The sequence below is a fragment of the Mesorhizobium sp. P2_A12 genome (genome assembly GCF_056405075.1).
In genome coordinates this window covers 149,069-166,061 of record NZ_JBFUCU010000005.1, presented here as the reverse complement: position 1 = coordinate 166,061, position 16,993 = coordinate 149,069, and the positions used below count along the sequence as shown (strand labels likewise).

The 16,993-nt window shown below is 63.3% G+C and carries 19 protein-coding genes and 1 tRNA gene; 12 read left to right on the top strand and 8 right to left on the bottom strand.

Annotated features, from left to right (window positions below; genetic code table 11):
* Positions 1–162 precede the first annotated feature (162 nt).
* The 3 genes from AC1DZU_RS14690 to AC1DZU_RS14680 form a co-directional block, all read right to left on the bottom strand.
* On the bottom strand, positions 163–342 hold the full coding sequence (locus tag AC1DZU_RS14690; protein WP_477286090.1) for a hypothetical protein: 180 nt from the start codon (positions 340–342) through the stop codon (positions 163–165).
* A gap of 23 nt (positions 343–365) precedes the next feature.
* The gene (locus AC1DZU_RS14685) at positions 366–614 is read right to left on the bottom strand and encodes a hypothetical protein (protein WP_477285746.1); all 249 of its coding nucleotides are present in this window, start codon (positions 612–614) and stop codon (positions 366–368) included.
* 561 nt (positions 615–1,175) lie between these two features.
* Positions 1,176–1,265 (bottom strand) — tRNA-Ser (locus tag AC1DZU_RS14680).
* A gap of 363 nt (positions 1,266–1,628) precedes the next feature.
* Between AC1DZU_RS14680 and AC1DZU_RS14675 the strand changes: the two genes are divergently transcribed.
* The 4 genes from AC1DZU_RS14675 (at position 1,629) to AC1DZU_RS14660 (ending at position 4,738) form a co-directional block, all read left to right on the top strand.
* Positions 1,629–2,333 (top strand): hypothetical protein, encoded by a 705-nt coding sequence (locus tag AC1DZU_RS14675; protein WP_477285744.1) that lies wholly within the window; start codon positions 1,629–1,631, stop codon positions 2,331–2,333.
* A gap of 120 nt (positions 2,334–2,453) precedes the next feature.
* Positions 2,454–2,777: a hypothetical protein gene (locus AC1DZU_RS14670; protein WP_477285741.1), complete on the top strand. Its 324-nt coding sequence runs from the start codon at positions 2,454–2,456 to the stop codon at positions 2,775–2,777.
* Positions 2,778–2,874: 97 nt separating this feature from the next.
* Complete coding sequence (gene msrA, locus AC1DZU_RS14665; protein ID WP_477285739.1) at positions 2,875–3,537, top strand: peptide-methionine (S)-S-oxide reductase MsrA; 663 nt, start codon at positions 2,875–2,877, stop codon at positions 3,535–3,537.
* Positions 3,538–3,748: 211 nt separating this feature from the next.
* On the top strand, positions 3,749–4,738 hold the full coding sequence (locus AC1DZU_RS14660; protein ID WP_477285737.1) for a BMP family lipoprotein: 990 nt from the start codon (positions 3,749–3,751) through the stop codon (positions 4,736–4,738).
* Positions 4,739–4,803: 65 nt separating this feature from the next.
* Here AC1DZU_RS14660 and AC1DZU_RS14655 read toward each other — a convergent pair whose 3' ends face one another.
* Both AC1DZU_RS14655 and AC1DZU_RS14650 read right to left on the bottom strand, forming a co-directional pair.
* Positions 4,804–5,202, bottom strand: a complete 399-nt coding sequence (locus AC1DZU_RS14655) for a hypothetical protein (RefSeq protein ID WP_477285735.1) — start codon at positions 5,200–5,202, stop codon at positions 4,804–4,806.
* Between the two features lie 22 nt (positions 5,203–5,224).
* A complete protein-coding gene (locus AC1DZU_RS14650; RefSeq protein ID WP_123151274.1) occupies positions 5,225–5,431 on the bottom strand; it encodes a SlyX family protein in 207 nt (68 codons plus the stop codon).
* A gap of 261 nt (positions 5,432–5,692) precedes the next feature.
* On the opposite strand from AC1DZU_RS14650, the gene AC1DZU_RS14645 reads away from it, so the two are divergent.
* The 6 genes from AC1DZU_RS14645 to deoA all read left to right on the top strand — a co-directional run bounded on the left by AC1DZU_RS14645 (position 5,693) and on the right by deoA (position 11,996).
* Positions 5,693–7,225 (top strand): ABC transporter ATP-binding protein, encoded by a 1,533-nt coding sequence (locus AC1DZU_RS14645; RefSeq protein ID WP_477285733.1) that lies wholly within the window; start codon positions 5,693–5,695, stop codon positions 7,223–7,225.
* The gene (locus tag AC1DZU_RS14640; RefSeq protein ID WP_477285731.1) at positions 7,222–8,361 is read left to right on the top strand and encodes an ABC transporter permease; all 1,140 of its coding nucleotides are present in this window, start codon (positions 7,222–7,224) and stop codon (positions 8,359–8,361) included. The genes AC1DZU_RS14645 and AC1DZU_RS14640 overlap by 4 nt, the downstream gene beginning before the upstream one ends.
* Position 8,362: 1 nt before the next feature.
* On the top strand, positions 8,363–9,334 hold the full coding sequence (locus tag AC1DZU_RS14635) for an ABC transporter permease (RefSeq protein ID WP_477285729.1): 972 nt from the start codon (positions 8,363–8,365) through the stop codon (positions 9,332–9,334).
* Positions 9,335–9,397: 63 nt separating this feature from the next.
* The gene (gene cdd / locus AC1DZU_RS14630; protein ID WP_477285727.1) at positions 9,398–9,790 is read left to right on the top strand and encodes a cytidine deaminase; all 393 of its coding nucleotides are present in this window, start codon (positions 9,398–9,400) and stop codon (positions 9,788–9,790) included.
* 77 nt (positions 9,791–9,867) lie between these two features.
* Positions 9,868–10,677, top strand: a complete 810-nt coding sequence (locus tag AC1DZU_RS14625) for a purine-nucleoside phosphorylase (protein WP_477285725.1) — start codon at positions 9,868–9,870, stop codon at positions 10,675–10,677.
* Positions 10,677–11,996 carry a thymidine phosphorylase gene (gene deoA / locus AC1DZU_RS14620; protein WP_477285723.1) on the top strand — a complete coding sequence of 440 codons (1,320 nt, stop codon included), beginning with the start codon at positions 10,677–10,679 and terminating at the stop codon, positions 11,994–11,996. The genes AC1DZU_RS14625 and deoA overlap by 1 nt, the downstream gene beginning before the upstream one ends.
* Here deoA and AC1DZU_RS14615 read toward each other — a convergent pair whose 3' ends face one another.
* From AC1DZU_RS14615 to AC1DZU_RS14605, 3 genes are all read right to left on the bottom strand, one after another.
* Entirely contained in the window at positions 11,997–12,560 is a 564-nt protein-coding gene (locus AC1DZU_RS14615) for a TIGR02281 family clan AA aspartic protease (RefSeq protein ID WP_477285721.1), read from the bottom strand.
* A gap of 120 nt (positions 12,561–12,680) precedes the next feature.
* A complete protein-coding gene (gene upp, locus AC1DZU_RS14610; protein ID WP_095084682.1) occupies positions 12,681–13,310 on the bottom strand; it encodes a uracil phosphoribosyltransferase in 630 nt (209 codons plus the stop codon).
* A gap of 148 nt (positions 13,311–13,458) precedes the next feature.
* A complete protein-coding gene (locus AC1DZU_RS14605) occupies positions 13,459–14,433 on the bottom strand; it encodes an adenosine deaminase (RefSeq protein ID WP_477285719.1) in 975 nt (324 codons plus the stop codon).
* A 134-nt stretch (positions 14,434–14,567) separates the two neighbouring features.
* Here AC1DZU_RS14605 and ubiE point away from each other — a divergent pair, with 134 nt between their 5' ends.
* Positions 14,568–15,344: a bifunctional demethylmenaquinone methyltransferase/2-methoxy-6-polyprenyl-1,4-benzoquinol methylase UbiE gene (gene ubiE / locus AC1DZU_RS14600; protein ID WP_477285717.1), complete on the top strand. Its 777-nt coding sequence runs from the start codon at positions 14,568–14,570 to the stop codon at positions 15,342–15,344.
* 70 nt (positions 15,345–15,414) lie between these two features.
* Complete coding sequence (ubiB, locus tag AC1DZU_RS14595; protein ID WP_477285715.1) at positions 15,415–16,989, top strand: 2-polyprenylphenol 6-hydroxylase; 1,575 nt, start codon at positions 15,415–15,417, stop codon at positions 16,987–16,989.
* The last annotated feature ends 4 nt before the right edge of the window (positions 16,990–16,993 follow it).

Here is a 16,993-nt window from a genome sequence, read left to right as displayed (position 1 = left end):
CTTGCCCAGCGCCGGCACAAGCGCTCGCCACGATCCGCCTGATGCTTTCCCGCGGGCGGCTAGCCGAACAATGGCTGCCTGGCCGAAGCCATCGAGCGCTTGCACGAAACCGGGATCGGGAATTCTGGAGTTGGCCGATAGCGCTGTCGCCGACGTGTGGCCCTACTGCCGCACGAGCGCGTTTGCTTCAACCCATGTTGCCAGCATTTGCTCGACTTTCTGCGCCGAGGCGTCCGTGCGCTCGATCTGCCCCATCATTTGCTGCGTCAGCATCGCAAACCTTGCGGTGCGATAGACGTCGCCGTTTCTCGCGGTATCAGGGTTGAAGGTCGCGATCATCAAGGGGCAACCCCAAAATCATGGGACTACAATTCGAGTGCCGGTGGATCGATCTTCGTCAGGCGCTCTCTGGCCTCGATCACACGCCGCTGAGCGGCCCGTATTCTGCCGCAGAGCGCGAGATTGATCCCGACTCCGCAGTCTTCGTCCAGCATTTCCTTGGCGCGCCTGAGGGCGGACTCCGCCCGCTTGACGCGCTGTCTGGCCTTGGCCAGTTCCAAGATTACGAGATCGGCCATCGCGCCACGTTCGTTGTGCTCTGGGGTGTACATCATGAAGTGCTAACTCATGACGGCGCGGATCGTTCCCCCGTTGAGGCCCGGCATCGAGATCACGAATAGAGTCTTCGTTGCGACGAACCCCTTCAACGGAGATCTTTTTCCCATGACAGTGAGGCCACGACGGCGGGCTTTTCTATTGCCCCGCGGTCAGCACGAGCGTGCGCACTCTTGCGTCAGTTCGCTTCAGGCAATGCTTTGGAATATCTGGCCACGTCGCCGCAGCGCATTCTTTCCCTGTGACTGCAACAGTTTCGCGAGGCTGCACGTTCGCGGCTTGGGTAGCGGTGGTTGACGTGAAGAGCACTGTCTGCGTTATGAGCGCCGCAACAGCGGCGACCTGGATCAGGACGGTAGCTAGGGCGATTTTCTTGAGCACGCGAGGAAACGCTCCACCCCGCTCCTGGTTCCTCAGGCTTCTGATTTTCGTTCAGATTGGCCCACGGCCTCACGTTGTGGACTTTTCTGTTTGAGTAGGCCAGCCAAGCAGGGAAAGAAGCAGAGAGACCTAGGCTCTCCAGAAATCACCAGCGATTTCAAAGCGTTGTCGAGCGATGGTGGCGGAGAGAGCGGGATTCGAACCCGCGTTACGGTCTCCCGTAAACACACTTTCCAGGCGTGCGCCTTCAACCACTCGGCCACCTCTCCGTCCATGCATGTCGCGCCGGCCGGTTTCGCCGCGCGGGTTGGGGAGATGCACCTCCCTTGGGGCGGTGGCGTGGAATTCCGCGCCGGCGTCGCCAACCAGCGAACGCCCTTCCCCTGCGCCTGAGCCGTCGAAGCAACAGGCGCGGGGCTCATCTAGTCGATCCGGCGCCGAATGCCAAGCCATAACGGCAGTCTATTCGCTTTGCCGGCCACACAGCGTTCCGCGAGACTGACGGCGCCTCCGTTTGAGGCGCCGCCACCCGAATGATGTGCACAGGCAAGGTCGCAAGGCCGGCGGCGCTTGACTTCGCCCGGGGTCGCCTGTCTCGTGGTGGAAAGACTTTGCGGGGGCATTGTCCGGACATGACATCGAGCAATGGACAGACGCCAGCGAGGCGACCGGACAGCGGCCTGTCCTTCGTGCCGCCGGGATGGCTCATCTTCGTCATGGCGTGGGCGGTCTACGGCCTGATCTCCGCATGGCGACTGGTCGGCGACTACGGCCTGCCGGACAAGGTCTTCTATCTCGTCTATAGCGGCCTCGCCGTCGACATCATCACCATCCTGTGGGGGCTCTATCTGCTCGGCCTCGCCTTCGGCCGCTCGGCCCGCTTCCCGCGCCATTTCACCATCTGGCAGGTCGCCACCATCATCTGGCTGCTGGCGAGGCAGGCCTATGTGCTGACGATTTCCGATTTCGTCTTCTCAGGCCAGGCGCTTGTCGTCACCGCTGCCGAGATCGCCATCGGCGTTCTCTGCATTTATCTGCTGCGCCGCGGTTCAGAAGCCGGGACCGTCTATGCCAATCCTGAAACCGAAAGCCCGCCTGTCTTCGTCTCGGTTGTCGCCGTCCTGCTCGGCATCATCCTCGGCGCGGTCATCGGCGCCGTGGGTGGATTCTTCGCGGGCTCGGTGATTGCCGATGCCACCGATATGAGCTGCTTCGAGGGTGCCTGCGGCTATTTTGCCGTGTTCATCGGTCTGGCCGGCTTGGTCGTCGGCGCGATCGCTGGTGGACTTTTCGCCGTCTGGCGCGTCCATCGGCGCAAACACAAGCCGGCGGCATAGGCCGGGCTTCAAATTCGCGTATGGCGATTGCGAACCAGGCATGCGCATTCTATCTCTGGTTTGAAACCGGAAGGCCCTCGGAAGAGCTTGAGGACCAGGCCGGGAGGAAAAGGTCCCTGAATGTTTCGCTTCGTCTTTCGTCTTGCCGCAATGATTGCGCTGTCGATTTCCGTCATCATGGCGGTGCTCGACGCGACGCGCACCGTGGCGGCTTCGGCGCTGGTGCTGACCCCGCTCAACGCCAGTTGGCTGGCGGTCTCGCCCGACACCCGGGCCGCCTTCGAAACCTTGGTGCGAACCAAGGCCGGTCCGCTGCTGTGGGACGTCGCCATCGCCTGGGTGCTCAACCAGCCGGGCTTCGTCGTGTTCGCGGTGCTGGCCCTCCTGCTCTATGCGATCGGCTACAGGCGGCAACGACGCCCCGGACAATTCGCCTCCACCTAGTGGGAGAGGGACAGACCCGAAAAGTGGCACCGGTTTTTGGTAAAATCCGATGCTCGAACGAAGACCGCTTCTTGTGTCCCACCATCGGAGATCGCGCATGTTCTTTCTCAGCGACATGCTGAACAAGAAGCTCAATCTGCCGAAGCCGTCCGAGGCGTTGCCTGGCCGCGCCCGGGCGATCCCGACGACATCCAGGCATCATGTCCTGAAAAAGCCGCTCAAGGGCCCCTATCCCGAAGGCTTTGAGACGGCGCTGTTCGGGCTCGGCTGTTTCTGGGGCGCGGAGCGCCTGTTCTGGCAGCTCGAAGGCGTCTGGGTCACCGCGGTCGGCTATGCCGGCGGCATCACGCCCAATCCGACCCATCAGGAAACCTGCACCGGCCTTACCGGCCATGCCGAAGTGGTGCTGGTCGTCCATGACCCCAAAATCGTCTCCTATGCCACGCTTCTTAAGCTGTTCTGGGAAAGCCACGACCCGACGCAAGGCATGCGCCAGGGCAATGATGTCGGCACCACCTACCGCTCCGCGATCTACACATTCGGGGATGCGCAATTGCGGGCCGCGAGCGCCTCGCGCGATGCCTACGAAACCGCCTTGCGCCGCGCCGGCCATGGCAGGATCACCACCGAGATCGCGCCGGCGCCTGAATTCTACTTCGCCGAAGGCGACCACCAGCAATATCTCGCGAAGAACCCTTACGGCACTTGCAACCTCAAGGGCACCGGCATCCCTTGCATCCCGGCTGCCATCTCCGCCTGAAGCCTTTGGCGCAAGGATCGAGCCACGGTGCGGCTGCCCGCGCCATGCTTTTCCAAAAGGTCAAAATTCCGCGTGAATTTTGTTTCGGGCCGTGCCAGATTGCCGCCGAGCGGGAGGGGAATACACTCCTGGCTGATGTCGTATGCCTGCCGGAGAACCGGGCCGGCATGCGGCGCGTAACGGAAAAAATAACCGACAGGGTGTGGATCACATGAAACGTATCGTTCTCGGCCTCCTGGCCGCAACCGCAATGGTTCTTCCGGCTTTCGCCGCGGATGTCCAGCCGGCCATCCTCTATGATCTCGGCGGCAAGTTCGACAAATCCTTCAACGAGGCTGCCTATCATGGCGCCGAGAAATTCAAGACCGAAACCGGCGTCGCCTATGTCGAGTTCGAGGTGTCCAACGCCTCGCAGCGCGAGCAGGCGCTGCGCCGCTTCGCCGAGGACGGCCGCAACCCGATCGTCATGGCCGGCTTTGCCTGGGAGGACGCACTGAAGAAGGTCGCGACCGAATATCCTGACCTCAACTTCGCCATCATCGACGATGCCGTCGATCTGCCCAATGTCCGCTCGCTGGTATTCAAGGAGAATGAAGGCTCCTATCTGGTCGGCATCCTGGCGGCGATGGCTTCGAAGTCGAAGAAGGTCTCCTTCGTCGGCGGCATGGACATTCCGCTGATCCGCAAGTTCGAATGCGGCTATGTCGGCGGCGCCAAGTCGGCCGGTGCCACGGACGTGATCCAGAACATGACCGGCGACACGCCGGCTGCCTGGAACGACCCGGCCAAGGGCGGCGAGATCGCCAAGACGCAGATCGACCAGGGCTCCGACGTGGTCTACGCCGCGGCCGGCGGCACCGGCGTCGGTGTGCTGCAGGCGGCGGCGGATGCCGGCAAGCTTGGCATCGGTGTCGATTCCAACCAGAACGGCCTGCAGCCCGGCAAGGTGCTGACCTCGATGATGAAGCGCGTCGATGTTGCCGTCTACACCGCCTTCATGGACGGCAAGAACGGCACCTTCAAGGGTGGCCTGCAAAATCTCGGCCTCAAGGAAGGTGGTGTCGACTACGCCATGGACGACAACAACAAGGCGCTGGTGACCGACGAGATGAAGGCGGCGGTCGAAAAGGCCAAGGCCGACATCATCGCCGGCAAGCTCGAGGTGCACGACTACACCGCTGACAACGCCTGCCCGTATTGAGCGGCACAGACGTACAGCCATGATCTGCAAACCGCCGGGCGCAAGCCCGGCGGTTTTTTGTTGGCCTATAATTTGCCCGCCAGATAACCCAGCGCGAAGGCAGCTATCACCCCGACAGCGACGACAAATCCGCGCCGGCCTCCGAGCGCGTGCAGGCCGATGCCGTGCGGCCGCTGGGACAGGCTTCGGATCACCGTCGGTGATTTGGCATCGTGGCCGGCCAGGCCAGAACTGCGCATCTGCGGCAGGTCGGCAATGCGCTGGGTGATCTCCGTCCAACGCTGTTCGCCGCCCGCAGGTTCGGCACGGTCGAAGACGTGCATGCGTTCTGCAAGTTGCACGACCGCGTTGCGGAAGGCGGGATCGATCTCCAGATCGCGCTCGGCCCGTTCGCGGTCCGCGTCGTTCATCAGGCCGAGCACATAGTCGCCTGCCCGCGCGATGCGATCGCTTTCACTGGCCATGACTTCCCCCTCCCCTTTTTCCTCACCAGTGCGGCGGCTTGGTTACAGGCACGTCGGGCGCCGCCTGCTCCTCCAGCGCCAGGAAACGGTCGGTCAGCGCGTCGAGCTTGCGCTGCATGCGCTCGATCACCTTCCACTGCTCGGCGATCTGGCCTGACAGTTCCTCGATGGTCTTCTCCTGTTCGGCGGCACGGATCTCTAGCGTCGTCAGCCGGTCGGCGGGCATGATCATTCAAAGTCCCCAGTCTCGCAGCGTATTGCCTCGCAGCGTAATGTCTCGCTGCGCAGTGCCTTGCATCGCGATGCCTTGTGCCGCGATGCGAGGTTCGGCTTTGCCATATTAGCGAATGTGAAGGCCCCGGCCACGTTGGAAATTGACAAGCACACCGGGATTTGTCGAGAGTGACCAATGCTCCGCCAATTGGCACGGGCGGAGTGTCATGCTAGGCGTTTTGACCAAGCGATAAAAAATAAGAGTGGGACAGGCTGCATGGCGCAAGCCGCAATCGAGTTGATCGGCATCAACAAGAGTTTTGGCGCCGTGCGCGCCAACCGCGACATCAATCTGGAGATCGCGCGCGGCACCATCCACGGCATTGTCGGCGAGAACGGCGCCGGCAAGTCGACGCTGATGTCGATCCTCTATGGGTTCTACCAAGCCGACAGCGGCGAGATCCGCGTCGGCGGCCAGCCGGCCTCGATCAAGACACCCAATGACGCCATCGCGCTCGGCATCGGCATGGTGCATCAGCATTTCATGCTGGTCGACAATTTCTCAGTGCTGGAAAACATCATCCTGGGCGCCGAGAGCGATGCGCTGCTGAAGCGGAGCATCGCCAAGGCGCGCTCCGAACTCGAGCGTCTCGAACGCGAATACGGGCTGGAAGTCGATCCCGATGCGATCATCGAGGAACTGCCGGTCGGCCTGCAGCAGCGTGTGGAAATCCTGAAAGCGCTCTATCGCGGCGCCGAGATTCTGATTCTCGACGAGCCAACGGGCGTGCTGACCCCGGCCGAGGCCGACCATCTGTTCCGCATCCTCAGGCAGCTGAAGGAACAGGGCAAGACGGTGGTGCTGATCACTCACAAATTGCGCGAGATCATGGCCATCACCGACACGGTGTCGGTCATGCGCCAGGGCACGATGGTGGCGACGCGCGAGACCAAGAAGACCACCGTCGAGGAACTGGCCGAGCTGATGGTTGGGCGGCGCGTGCTGCTCAGGGTCGAAAAGGGCGAGGCGGATGCCGGCGCCGTGAAGCTCGCAGTCAAGAACCTGACGGTGAAGGATACGCGCGGCGTCACCATGGTCGACGACATCTCCTTCGACATTCGCGCCGGCGAGATCGTTGGCATCGCCGGCGTCGCCGGCAACGGGCAATCCGAGCTGCTCGAGGCGATTTCCGGCATCCGGCACGCCGTTTCCGGCTCGGTCATGCTCGACGGCAAGCCGATCGACCTGACGGGTGCCGCCGATCCGGGCGAATTGCGCGACCGCGGGCTCGCCCATGTGCCGGAGGACCGCCATCACGTCGGGCTGGTGCTGGCCTTCGAGGAGAACGAGAATTCCATCCTCGGCTATCACGACGACCCCCGCTATTTGAAAGGGCCGTTCCTCAACATCGATGCCATCCGCAACGATGCCAAGGATAAGATAGTCAAATACGACATCCGTCCGGCCGACTCGCGGCTGAAGACCGCCAATTTCTCCGGCGGCAACCAGCAGAAGATCGTGCTGGCGCGGGAAATGGAACAAGACCCAGGTGTTCTCATCGTTGGCCAGCCGACGCGCGGCGTCGATGTCGGCGCCATCGAGTTCATCCACAAGCGCCTGATCGCCATGCGCGACCAGGGCAAGGCGGTGCTGGTGGTCTCGGTCGAGCTGGACGAGATCCGTTCGCTCTCCGACCGCATCCTGGTGATGTTTGCCGGCCGCATCGTCGGCGAGCGCGGCCCGGAAGCGACCGAGGGCGAACTCGGCCTGCTGATGGCCGGTGTCGAACATCAGGAGGCCGCCCAATGAGCACGCCTTACGCCAAACTGCCGGCCTGGGCTGACTACGGCCTGATCCCGCTGATCAACCTGTTCGTTGCCTTCGTCGTCGCCGGCTTCGTCGTGCTTCTGGTCGGCGAGAACCCGTTGCGCGCCGCCGTCATCCTGGTCGAAGGCGCCTTCGGCAAGGGCACAGGCATTGCCTTCACCCTCTTCTATGCCACCACCTTCATATTTACCGGGCTTTCGGTGGCCGTGGCAGCGCATTGCGGCCTGTTCAACATCGGCACCGAGGGGCAGGCCTACATCGCCGGCCTCGGCATCGCCGTCGTCTGTCTTTCCTTCGACAGCGTGCTGCCATGGTGGCTGACATTTCCGCTGGCCATCGTTGCTTCGGCGGTCGTGGGCGCGTTGTGGGCGCTTATCCCCGCCTATCTGCAGGCCAAGCGCGGCTCGCACATCGTCATCACCACCATCATGTTCAACTTCATCGCCGCGTCGATCATGGTTTACCTGCTGGTCGGCCCCTTGAAGCCGGCAGGGTCGCAAGCGCCGCAGACGCGCAACTTCCTCGCCGGCGCGGAATTGCCGAAGCTCAACTGGATCATCGAACTGTTCGGCGCCAAGATCCGCTCGGCGCCGCTCAATGTTTGCTTCCTGCTGGCGCTGATCATGGCCTTTCTAGTCTGGCTGCTGATCTGGCGCACCAAGCTCGGCTACGAGATGCGCACCTACGGTAACAGCCCGAAGGCGGCACGCTATGCCGGTATTTCGGAAACCCGCATCATCATCACCGCCATGATGATCTCCGGCGCACTGGCCGGCTTGATGGCGCTCAACCCTGTGATGGGCGACCAGCACAATGTCGCGATCGACTTTGTCAGTGGTGCCGGTTTCGTCGGCATCGCCGTGGCGCTGATGGGCCGCCTGCACCCGGTCGGTATCGTGCTGGCGGCGATCCTGTTCGGCATGCTCTACCAGGGCGGCGCCGAGCTTGCCTTCGAAATGCCGGCGATCAGCCGTGACATGATCGTCATCATCCAGGGTCTGGTCATCCTGTTCGCCGGTGCCCTCGAGCACATGTTCAGGCCCTACATCCAGGCGCTGTTCGCCTCGTTCAGTCCGCGATCGGTCGGCATGGAAGCGGTCAAAGGGAAGGGTGCCTGAGATGGACGTGTTCAACGCAATCGTCCAGACATTGGACTCGACCATCCGCCTCTCGGTGCCGCTGCTGCTCGCTTGCCTTGCCGGCCTCTATTCGGAACGCGCCGGCATCTTCGACATCGGCCTCGAAGGCAAGATGCTGGTTGGCGCCTTCGCCGGTGCCGCGGCCGCTTCCGTGTTCCATTCGGCCTTTCTCGGCCTCGGCATGGCCATCCTGATCTCCGTCGCCTTTGCCATGGTCCACGGTTTTGCCTCGATCACCCACCGCGGCAACCAGATCGTCTCCGGCGTGGCGATCAATTTCGTCGCCGCCGGGTCGACCATCATCCTCGGCCAGGCGTGGTTCCAGCAAGGCGGGCGCACGCCGGCGCTGCAACCGGGCGAACGCTTCGAGGCCATCACTTTGCCGGGTGCCGAAGCGATCCACGACGTGCCGATCATCGGACCGATCTATGCCGAGCTTCTGTCGGGCCACTCGATCCTGGTCTATCTCGCTTTCCTGATGGTGCCGTTCACCTGGTGGGTGCTGTTTCGCACCCGCTTCGGCCTCAGGCTGCGCGCCGTCGGCGAGAACCCGGCCGCCGTCGACACCGCCGGCATTTCGGTCGCCTGGCTACGCTACCGGGCGCTGATCTGCACCGGCGTGCTGACCGGCATCGCCGGTGCCTATCTGTCGATGGTGCAGAATGGCGGGTTCGTGAAGGACATGACCGCCGGCAAGGGCTACATCGCGCTGGCCGCGCTCATCTTCGCCAAGTGGAAGCCGGTCAACGCCATGTTCGCCTGCCTCTTGTTTGGCTTCCTCGACGCGGCGGCGATCCGCCTGCAAGGCTCGCCGCTGCCCATCATCGGCAAGGTGCCGGTGCAGTTCATGCAGGCGCTGCCTTACATCCTCACCGTCATCCTGCTCGCCGGCTTCATCGGCAAGGCGATCCCGCCGCGCGCCGGCGGCGTGCCCTACGTCAAGGAACGCTGAGGTCGAAGCGCTGCCCGGCGTAGGCGCCGGGTTTTGGACACGATCGTCGGAGAGAACGAACCAATGTCGCATGATCTGTTCGAAGCGGCCAAAGCTGCCATGGCCAAGGCCTATGCGCCCTATTCGAAGTTTCCGGTGGGCGCCGCCTTGCGCACCGAGGACGGGCGCATCTTTGCCGGCGCCAACATCGAAATCGCCTCCTATCCGGAAGGCTGGTGCGCCGAGACCACGGCGCTTGGCCACTACATCATGGGTGGCGGCGGCAAGATCGTCGAAATCGCCGTCCTTGCCGAGCGCATGGCCAAATGCTCGCCTTGCGGCGGCTGCCGGCAGCGGTTGGCCGAATTCTGCCGGCCGGAAACAAAACTCTATCTCTGCGACGATGCCGGCGTGGCCGAGACCGTGACCATGGGCGACATGCTGCCCTACGGTTTCCGCGGCGACATTTTGAAATGAAGACCTGACTGAGAAGACCTGGTTGAAATGAAGAACTGGCTGAATGAAGAACTGGCTGAAATGAAGAGTTGGCTGCGATGAAGGAAAAGGCGCTCGACCATCTCGTCGAAAGGCTGGACGGCCTGGCGCCGTCGACCGCACTGGTGCTGGGTTCGGGCCTGGGCGGGCTGGTCGATCAGATCGAACATCCGATCCGCATCTCCTACGCCGACCTACCGGGCTTTCCCAGAGGTGGCGTCACCGGCCATGCTGGCCAAGTGGTGGCGGGGCTGTTTTCCGGCGTGCCGGTGCTGATGCTGTCCGGCCGCGCCCACTACTACGAGCACGGCAACGCGGCGGCGATGCGGCCGGCGCTGGAAGTGCTTGCCGGTATCGGCATCACGAAGCTGATCCTCACCAATGCCGCCGGTTCGGTCGATCCAGACATGCCGCCGGGCTCGGTGATGCTGATATCGGACCACATCAATTTCTCGGGCACCAATCCGCTAATCGGCGAGCCCAGCGACAGCCGCTTTGTCGGCCTGACCGAAGCCTATGATGCCGGCATCCGCAAGGCGATCGAACGGGCGGCGAAGGCGACGGGCACAGCACTTCACAAGGGCGTCTACATGTGGTTCTCGGGCCCGTGCTTCGAAACGCCCGCCGAAATCCGCATGGCGCGCATCATGGGCGCCAATGCGGTCGGCATGTCGACCGTGCCGGAGGTCATTCTTGCGCGCTTCCTTGGACTTCGCGTCGCCGCCTGCTCGGTCATCACCAATTTGGCGGCCGGCATGACCGGGGCCGAGCTTTCGCACCAGGAGACCAAGGACATGGCGCCGATCGGCGGCGCGCGGCTGGCAACGATCCTGCAGCGCGTGTTCCGCGACGGACTGCTGGAGAGCTGATGCTTCCCCAGGAAATCATCCGACGCAAGCGCGATGGCCTGAAGCTGTCGGCGCACGAGATCGCCGGCTTCGTGGAGGGCATCACCGAAGGGGCCGTTTCGGACGGCCAGGTCGGCGCCTTCGCCATGGCGGTGTTCTTCCACGGCATGAGCCGCGACGAGGCGGTGGCGCTGACGCTGGCGATGCGCGATTCCGGTGACGTGCTCGACTGGTCGGACCTGCCCGGCCCGGTCACCGACAAACATTCGACGGGCGGCGTCGGCGACAATGTTTCGCTGATGCTGGCGCCAATCGTCGCCGCCTGCGGCGCCTATGTGCCGATGATCTCCGGCCGTGGCCTTGGCCATACCGGCGGGACGCTGGACAAGATGGATGCGATCCCCGGCTATGCCAGCCAGCCCGATCTCGCGCTGTTTCGCAAGGCGGTGCTTGAAACCGGCTGCGCCATCATCGGCCAGACCGCGGATCTCGCGCCGGCCGACAGACGGCTCTACGCCATCCGCGATGTCACCGGCACCGTCGAATCGGTGCCGCTGATCACCGCTTCGATCCTGTCGAAGAAGCTGGCGGCCGGGCTGCAGTCGCTGGTGCTCGACGTCAAGGTCGGCAACGGTGCCTTCATGGAAAAGTCGCGGGACGCGACGGCACTCGCCAACAGCCTTGTCGAGATCGCCAATGGCGCCGGCCTGAAGGCCTCGGCGTTGATCACCGGCATGAATGAACCGCTGGCCTCGGCCGCCGGCAACGCGGTGGAGGTGCGCAACGCCGTCGACTTCCTGACCGGCCGACTTCGTGATCGTCGGCTGGAGGACGTGACGCTGGCACTCGCCGCCGAGATGCTGCAATCGGCAGGACTGGTGTCGTCGAACCAGGATGGCATGCGGCGCGCCACCGAGACGCTTGCCAGCGGCCGCGCCGCCGCCACTTTCGCGCGTATGGTCGCCGCGCTCGGCGGTCCCGCCGATTTCATCGAGAAACCGGAAAAATACTTGGCCGTGGCGGCGACCGAGTTTGCCGTCAAGGCGACCGAAGACGGCTTCGTCACCGGCATAACGACCCGCGACATCGGGCTCGCCGTGGTTCGCCTGGGAGGCGGACGCACGCAACCGGATGACAAGGTCGATCCCGCGGTCGGCATCACCAGGCTGCTGCCGGTCGGTGCGGAGGTTCGGGCTGGCGAGCCACTGGCGATGGTCCACGCCCGCTCATTGGCCGATGCCGAGGCAGCCGCCGCCGCCGTGATTTCGGCCTATACGATTGGTGCCTCGAAGCCGGCTGCCGACAAGTCGGTCATCCGGCGGATTCTTCCGCGCGGCTGATTATTGAACGAGCAGCAACGTCCCATTCTCGGCCTGGAATTTGCCAAGCCGATTGAGGAAGCTCATGCCGATCAGATTGGTCTGCAGTGCCTTGTCGTCGAGCACGATGGTCTGGACGTCATTGACCGTGATGCTGCCGATCTGTAGCCGGTCGATCATTGCCACGGCAGCCTTGATCGAGCCGTTGGCGGTGCTGACCTCATGACTGAAGTCGGAAGGGTTCAGCGACAGGCCGATCCTGCGTGCCGTCGAGGTGTTGATGGCAACCAGCGTGGCGCCGGTGTCGATCATGCCGTCGACCTGACGTCCGTTGAGCTTGAAGGCCGACGAGAAATGTCCCCGCTCGTCTGCGGAAACGACGACCTTTCGGCCAAGCAGCAGCGGTGTGACCGGCTTGTCGGGCACCGCTGCCAGATTGACGTCCGGCTGGGCTTCGACCGAGGCCTTGCCTGTCATCGACGATCTCAGCAGGTTCTCGATGATTTGCGGATTCGACTGATACACGATCGGTATCGATGCCGATGTGCCGGCGAAAACGCCAAGGATGAGAAGTTTGCGCAGCATGGATCGGCCTTCGTGACGGCCGATCCATAAGCCCGGATGGTGATTGCCGCTTTAACGCACGCCAAAACCGCGCCTTTGCGTAAACATTTGGTAAATAGTACCAGGCAACTTTGCCTGGTACTACTTGGTCCCGTACATGCGGTCGCCGGCATCACCGAGCCCAGGCATGATGTAGCCCTTCTCGTTGAGCTGGCGGTCGATCGAAGCGGTGAAGACGGGAACATCCGGATGCGCCTTGGTGAAGCGCTCGATGCCTTCGGGCGCCGCCAGCAGGCAAAGGAAGCGGATGTTGGTGGCGCCCCGCCCTTTCAGCTTGTCGATCGCGGCGATCGCCGAATTGGCGGTGGCTAGCATCGGATCGACGACGATCACCAGCCGGTCGGCGAGGTCGCTCGGCGCCTTGAAGAAATACTCGACCGCTTCCAGCGTCTCATGGTCGCGGTAGAGGCCGATATGGGCGACGCGGGCCGCCGGCACCAGGTCGAGCAGGCCTTCGAGCAAGCCGTTGCCGGCGCGCAGCACCGAGGCAAAAACCAGCTTCTTGCCCTCCAGCGTCGGCGCCTCCATCGTCTCGATCGGCGTTTCGATCGTGGTCGTCGTCAGTTCGAGGTTGCGGGTGACCTCATAGCCGAGCAGTAGCGAGATCTCGCGCAGCAGTCGCCGGAAGCCGGCCGTCGAGGTCTCCTTCTTGCGCATTATGGTCAGCTTGTGCTGGACAAGCGGATGGTCGACGACGGTGACGCCCTGCATGGTGTTCTCCTGATGCCTGCGCCCGAAAGTGCACGCATGGTCCCTTTCGGACGGCGCCGCGCTTCAAGCTGCTTGAGTGAACCCTAGCGGCAATGGGCCGGCCAAGGAACCGCTTGGCCTGCACCGACCACAGCTTTGTCGGAAGAAATCAGCGAGCGGCGCCGTTGAGGCGGGCAAGAAGCGCGGTCTTGGTCTTTCGGTCGACGAAAGCAGCCTCGATGGCCGTTCTGGTGACGGCGGCCAGCGCCTTTTCGGTCATCGAGAAATGCTCGGCGGCGATGTCGTATTCGCGCTTCAGCGAGGTCCAAAAATAGGGCGGATCGTCGGAATTGAGCGTCACTTTGCAGCCGGCCGCCTGCAGGGCCGGAAAGGGATGGTCGGCAAAACTGTCGAACACCTTGAGCGCGATGTTGGAGCCGGGGCAGCACTCCAGCACGATGCCCTCATCGGCAATGCGCCGGACAAGGTCCGGGTTTTCGATGGCCCGCACGCCATGGCCGATGCGGGAAGGGCGGATGTGATCGAGTGCAGCCTTGACGGTCTCCCAGCCGGTCAGTTCGCCGGCATGGATGGTGATGCCGAGCCCGGCCTCGCGCGCGATCTCGAAGGCCCTGACATAGTCCTCCATATCGCCGATGCGCTCGTCGCCGGCGACGCCGAAGCCGGTGACCAGAGGGTGCCCGCAGCGCGCCGCGAAGCGCGCCGCCTGCTCGATCGACTCGACGCCGACATGGCGCACGCCGGTGACGATCATGCGGCCCTCGATGCCGGTCTTGGCCTTGGCCCGGGCCATGCCTTCGCCAAGTGCGTCGGTATAGGCCTTGGGCGACAGCCCGGCCCTCTTGGCATGGTCGGGCGAAGTGAACACCTCGGAATAGATGGCACCGTCGCGGGCGAGGCTGGTCAGATAATGGTCGGCCAGCCACGCATAATCCTCCTCCGTCCGGAACAGATCGGAGGAAAAATCATAGGCCGCCAGGAAGGATGTGAAATCATGCCAGACGAATGAGCCGTTCTGGATATAGGGCGAGGTATCCCTACCGTATTTCTGCGCCTGGCGGATGACGAGTTCGGGCGCCGCTGCCCCTTCAATGTGGCAGTGCAATTCCGCTTTCAAAGGCATTCAATCATCCCGTCGGTCAGTCCAGCTGTTGAAAAACCAACACCTGGAAGCGCGGCTGAACACCGCGCCTTAAACAATAGCGCCCGCACCATCGATCGGCTATGGTCCCGCCGGTTTTATGACGGATCAAAAAAATGTCAGTTGAGAGAACCACGGCCGCGGGCGGCATGGAAACCTCCTATGGTTTCAAGCGTGTAGGGGCTGGCGACAAGCAGTCCCTGGTCAACGATGTTTTCCACAAGGTAGCCAACCGCTACGACCTGATGAACGATCTGATGTCGGCCGGCCTGCACCGGCTGTGGAAGGATGCCATGGTCACCTGGCTCAATCCTCCCAAAAGGATGGGCTGGCGCGTGCTCGACGTTGCCGGTGGCACCGGCGACATCGCCTTCCGCATCGTCGATGCCAGTCACGGCAACGCCCATGCCACCGTGCTCGACATCAACGGCTCGATGCTTGCCGTCGGCCGCGACCGAGCCGAGAAGAAAGGCCTGTCCGGCAACACCGACTTCGTCGAGGCCAATGCCGAGGAACTACCCTTCCCCGACGCGACATTCGACGCCTACACCATCGCTTTCGGCATTCGCAACGTGCCGCGCATCGATGTCGCGCTCAGTGAAGCGTTCCGCGTTCTGAAGCCGGGCGGCCGGTTCCTCTGCCTCGAATTTTCCGAAGTCGAGATGCCGCTGCTCGACAAGGCCTACGGAGCCTGGTCGTTCAACGCCATTCCGAAGATCGGCAAGATGGTCACCGGCGACGGCGAGCCCTATTCCTATCTGGTCGAATCGATCGCCAGGTTTCCCAACCAGCAGAATTTCGCGACGATGATTTCCCACGCCGGCTTCGATCGCGTCTCCTTCCGCAACTATTCCGGTGGCATCGCGGCACTTCATTCGGGCTGGAAGCTTTGAGGCTGGACCGCATTTCTCCTAGTCGATGTGCGCCATGCCGGTTCGAAGAACCGGTAGGACAGGCACGGCCATGAGCACCGTCAGCGCGGGATTTCGGCTCGTGCGGGCCGGCTGGGTGCTGGTGCGCGAAGGCGTCGTCGCCGCCTTGCCGGGCGAGGAACTGTCCGGCCTGCCGAAGTTCGGCTGGCGGCTAGCTCGGCTGTTCACCCGCCGCCGCGCGCTGACCTATGAGCGCAGCGACCGGCTGGCCAAGGCAGTCGTCCGGCTCGGACCGTCCTATGTCAAGCTCGGCCAGTTCCTGGCGACACGCCCCGACGTCGTCGGCAACGACATGGCGCTCGATCTCGCCATGTTACAGGACAAGATGCACACCTTCCCGAGAGCCGAGGCGATCTCGGCTATCGAGGCTTCGCTCGGGCGCAAGGTCGGCGATCTCTACGCGCAATTCGGCGACCCGGTCGCAGCCGCTTCCATCGCCCAGGTCCATGCTGCCGAAACCATCCATGACGGCGCCGCAACCAAGGTCGCTGTAAAGGTCATCCGGCCGGGCGTGCGCCGCCGCTTCTTCCAGGATCTCGAAAGCTATTTCCTCGCCGCCCACCTGCAGGAAAAATACATCCCGTCGTCGCGCCGGCTGCGGCCGGTCGAGGTCACCCAGACGCTGGCCCAGACCACCAAGATCGAGATGGATCTCCGCCTCGAGGCGGCCGCGCTTTCGGAACTCGGCGAAAACACCAAGGATGATCCCGGCTTTCGCGTGCCATCCGTCGACTGGGAGCGCACCGGCCGCGACGTGCTGACCATGGAGTGGGTCGACGGCGTCAAGATGAACGACATTGCCGGCCTTGCCGCTGCCGGTCATGACCTGAAGACCATCGCCGCCAACCTCATCCAGTCGTTCCTGCGCCACACGCTGCGCGACGGCTTCTTCCACGCCGACATGCATCCGGGCAACCTGTTCGTCGAAGCAAACGGCACCATCGTCGCCGTCGATCTCGGCATTGCCGGCAGGCTCGGCAAGAAGGAACGCCGCTTCCTTGCCGAAATCCTCTACGGCTTCATCACGCGCGACTATCTGCGTGTCGCCGAAGTGCATTTCGAAGCCGGCTATGTGCCGCGCCAGCACAATGTCGCGGCCTTTGCGCAAGCGATCCGGGCGATCGGCGAGCCGATCCACGGCCAGCCGGCCGAGACCATTTCGATGGCCAAGCTTTTGACGCTGCTGTTCGAAGTGACAGAACTCTTCGACATGGCGACGCGGCCGGAACTGATCCTGCTGCAGAAGACCATGGTGGTGGTCGAGGGCGTGGCGCGCACGCTCGACCCGGCCTTCAACATGTGGAAGACGGCCGAGCCGGTGGTTAGCGGCTGGATCGCCGGCAATCTTGGCCCGCGTGGCATGATGGTCGATGCGCGCGATGGCGCCAAGGCGCTGCTGACGCTGGCCCGCCAGGCGCCCGAGCTTGCGGCGCGCACCGATCGGCTGTCGCGTGAGATCGACCTGATGGCCGAACACGGCCTGCGCTTCGACGAGACCACAGCCCGCGCCATCGGCAAGGCCGAGGCGCGCTACAGCCGCTCCGGCCGCCTGGCGCTGTGGGTGATCGCGCTGACGCTGGTCTATATCGCCTGGAAGATCATATAGCGCC

What these genes read in the sequence shown, in the direction of transcription:
- AC1DZU_RS14685 (WP_477285746.1), bottom strand. Translation starts at nt 614, where the DNA reads ATGATGTACACCCCAGAGCACAACGAACGTGGCGCGATGGCCGATCTC.
- AC1DZU_RS14675 (WP_477285744.1), top strand. Translation starts at nt 1,629, where the DNA reads ATGACATCGAGCAATGGACAGACGCCAGCGAGGCGACCGGACAGCGGC.
- AC1DZU_RS14670 (WP_477285741.1), top strand. Translation starts at nt 2,454, where the DNA reads ATGTTTCGCTTCGTCTTTCGTCTTGCCGCAATGATTGCGCTGTCGATT.
- msrA (WP_477285739.1), top strand. Translation starts at nt 2,875, where the DNA reads ATGTTCTTTCTCAGCGACATGCTGAACAAGAAGCTCAATCTGCCGAAG.
- AC1DZU_RS14660 (WP_477285737.1), top strand. Translation starts at nt 3,749, where the DNA reads ATGAAACGTATCGTTCTCGGCCTCCTGGCCGCAACCGCAATGGTTCTT.
- AC1DZU_RS14655 (WP_477285735.1), bottom strand. Translation starts at nt 5,202, where the DNA reads ATGGCCAGTGAAAGCGATCGCATCGCGCGGGCAGGCGACTATGTGCTC.
- AC1DZU_RS14645 (WP_477285733.1), top strand. Translation starts at nt 5,693, where the DNA reads ATGGCGCAAGCCGCAATCGAGTTGATCGGCATCAACAAGAGTTTTGGC.
- AC1DZU_RS14640 (WP_477285731.1), top strand. Translation starts at nt 7,222, where the DNA reads ATGAGCACGCCTTACGCCAAACTGCCGGCCTGGGCTGACTACGGCCTG.
- AC1DZU_RS14635 (WP_477285729.1), top strand. Translation starts at nt 8,363, where the DNA reads ATGGACGTGTTCAACGCAATCGTCCAGACATTGGACTCGACCATCCGC.
- cdd (WP_477285727.1), top strand. Translation starts at nt 9,398, where the DNA reads ATGTCGCATGATCTGTTCGAAGCGGCCAAAGCTGCCATGGCCAAGGCC.
- AC1DZU_RS14625 (WP_477285725.1), top strand. Translation starts at nt 9,868, where the DNA reads ATGAAGGAAAAGGCGCTCGACCATCTCGTCGAAAGGCTGGACGGCCTG.
- deoA (WP_477285723.1), top strand. Translation starts at nt 10,677, where the DNA reads ATGCTTCCCCAGGAAATCATCCGACGCAAGCGCGATGGCCTGAAGCTG.
- AC1DZU_RS14615 (WP_477285721.1), bottom strand. Translation starts at nt 12,560, where the DNA reads ATGCTGCGCAAACTTCTCATCCTTGGCGTTTTCGCCGGCACATCGGCA.
- upp (WP_095084682.1), bottom strand. Translation starts at nt 13,310, where the DNA reads ATGCAGGGCGTCACCGTCGTCGACCATCCGCTTGTCCAGCACAAGCTG.
- AC1DZU_RS14605 (WP_477285719.1), bottom strand. Translation starts at nt 14,433, where the DNA reads ATGCCTTTGAAAGCGGAATTGCACTGCCACATTGAAGGGGCAGCGGCG.
- ubiE (WP_477285717.1), top strand. Translation starts at nt 14,568, where the DNA reads ATGTCAGTTGAGAGAACCACGGCCGCGGGCGGCATGGAAACCTCCTAT.
- ubiB (WP_477285715.1), top strand. Translation starts at nt 15,415, where the DNA reads ATGAGCACCGTCAGCGCGGGATTTCGGCTCGTGCGGGCCGGCTGGGTG.